The organism is Neobacillus sp. NPDC093182 (genome assembly GCF_044754045.1).
Genome location: NZ_JBIVOI010000043.1, coordinates 1 through 1,681 on the forward strand (window position 1 = coordinate 1; position 1,681 = coordinate 1,681).

General features: G+C 35.6%; 2 protein-coding genes. Both read left to right on the forward strand.

Annotated elements, in window-relative coordinates; genetic code table 11:
• The first annotated feature begins 319 nt into the window (after nucleotides 1–319).
• Nucleotides 320–769, forward strand: coding sequence for a C40 family peptidase (locus ACIQAA_RS32360; protein WP_335461739.1), 450 nt, complete (start codon nucleotides 320–322; stop codon nucleotides 767–769).
• Between the two features lie 255 nt (nucleotides 770–1,024).
• Nucleotides 1,025–1,507 (forward strand): ankyrin repeat domain-containing protein, encoded by a 483-nt coding sequence (locus tag ACIQAA_RS32365; protein ID WP_402628016.1) that lies wholly within the window; start codon nucleotides 1,025–1,027, stop codon nucleotides 1,505–1,507.
• The last annotated feature ends 174 nt before the right edge of the window (nucleotides 1,508–1,681 follow it).

A 1,681-nucleotide genomic window follows, 5' to 3' on the forward strand; every position in this document is an offset into this window, starting at 1 on the left:
GGTTACGAGAAATTTTGTTATTCATTCAAAAAAGTTTTATAGTTTTTATTTCATAATAAAGATTGTGAAAGAATGTACTTAAGCTAACGGGTGCGATAGTTTAAGATCGAAGCTGTCATTTTGGCAGATTTTCTTCTTGAGCTAACGGGGCAGGTTAATAGAAGAAAGAAAACGACGCTCCACATGCTAAAGAATAATTACTAGTGTTTAAAAATTATATTAGAATTACTTTGTAATGAAATTATCATATTGCTGTGATGAGTCTGTTATACCTTTCTAGTATAGTGAAAGTATCAAATCACGCTAGGAGGAAACAAACATGCTTAAGAAATTCATCGTAGCCTTTACCATTTTAGCTTCTTTTGGGTCTTTGTTTGCCGCCAAGGGTGATAAAGCGGAAGCGGCATATTATCATACAAAAGCAATCTCAGTAGCAAAAGCAAATCTCGGGGTTCCATATAGATGGGGCGGTATTTCGCCGAGCGGATTTGACTGTTCAGGTCTGGTGAAGTATTCCTACGGAAAAGCGGGAATAACACTAAATCGCACCGCTGCCCAAATGTACTATGGAAACGGATATCGACCATCTAATTTGCAGATAGGTGACTTACTGTTCTATGCACCTAATAAAGCAAGTGCCCCAACACATGTTGCCATCTATATCGGATACGGGAAAATGATTATGGCATCCTCCTCAAAAGGGGTCATTACCACCAACACAAGCAACCCGTATTGGCATTCTAAATATATTGGAGTAAAGCGAATATAAAGATCATCGGTGACGATGGTCTTTTTTCATTTTATAGTATTTTTTAAAAAACTTATCCTAAAATAGAGTTTTTGAAAGTAATTAAAAAACTTGATGGTTAAGCTCTTATTAAACAAACGGGTGCAAGAGTGAAAGATCAGAGCTATCAATATTGGCAGCTTTTCTTATTATGCTAACGGGGCAGTTTACTTGAAGAAGGAAACCGATAGTAAGGAGGAGAAATATTATTTACAATGTTAAAAATGGAGGGGAAATATGCCTACTGAAAAAGCAGATTTATTTACTTTGGCAAGATTTGGCGATTTTGAGTCATTTAAGAAGAAATTCTTATTAGTTGATATCAACAAAAAAGATAAGAACGGGTCAGGGTTATTACACTATTCTATTGCTGGAGATAATTATGATATATCCTTGTTCCTAATAAATAGCGGTATTGATGTAAATATAACATCAAAAGATGGTCACACAGCGTTACATTTAATTTGTGAACGACCAAATTTGAGTGTAGCACGAGAAATTCTTAAATGTGGTGGAGACATAAACATTAGAGACAAAAAATACGGTAATAGTGCATTATGGTCAGCAGTTTTTAATTGTAAGGGCAGGTATTACGATATGGTTGAACTTTTTATGCAGTACAATCCAGATATAACCACTAAAAACAAAGCAGGGATGTCGCCACTAGATTTTGCAAAGCAGGTAGGAAATTCTAAATTGATTGAAATTTTAGAAAGGTAGTCTTATTGCACTAACGGGTGCAAGAGTTGAAGAACGGGGATCGCTGCGGCGATCTATTTTTGTTATTGAACTAACGAAGCAGGTTAGCATTCCTGTAGATCGTTAAATATCAGGTTTGAAAAAAATAAAGCCCCTCAGTAAGATATGAGTAAGATACCACTCTAACTCAGAATC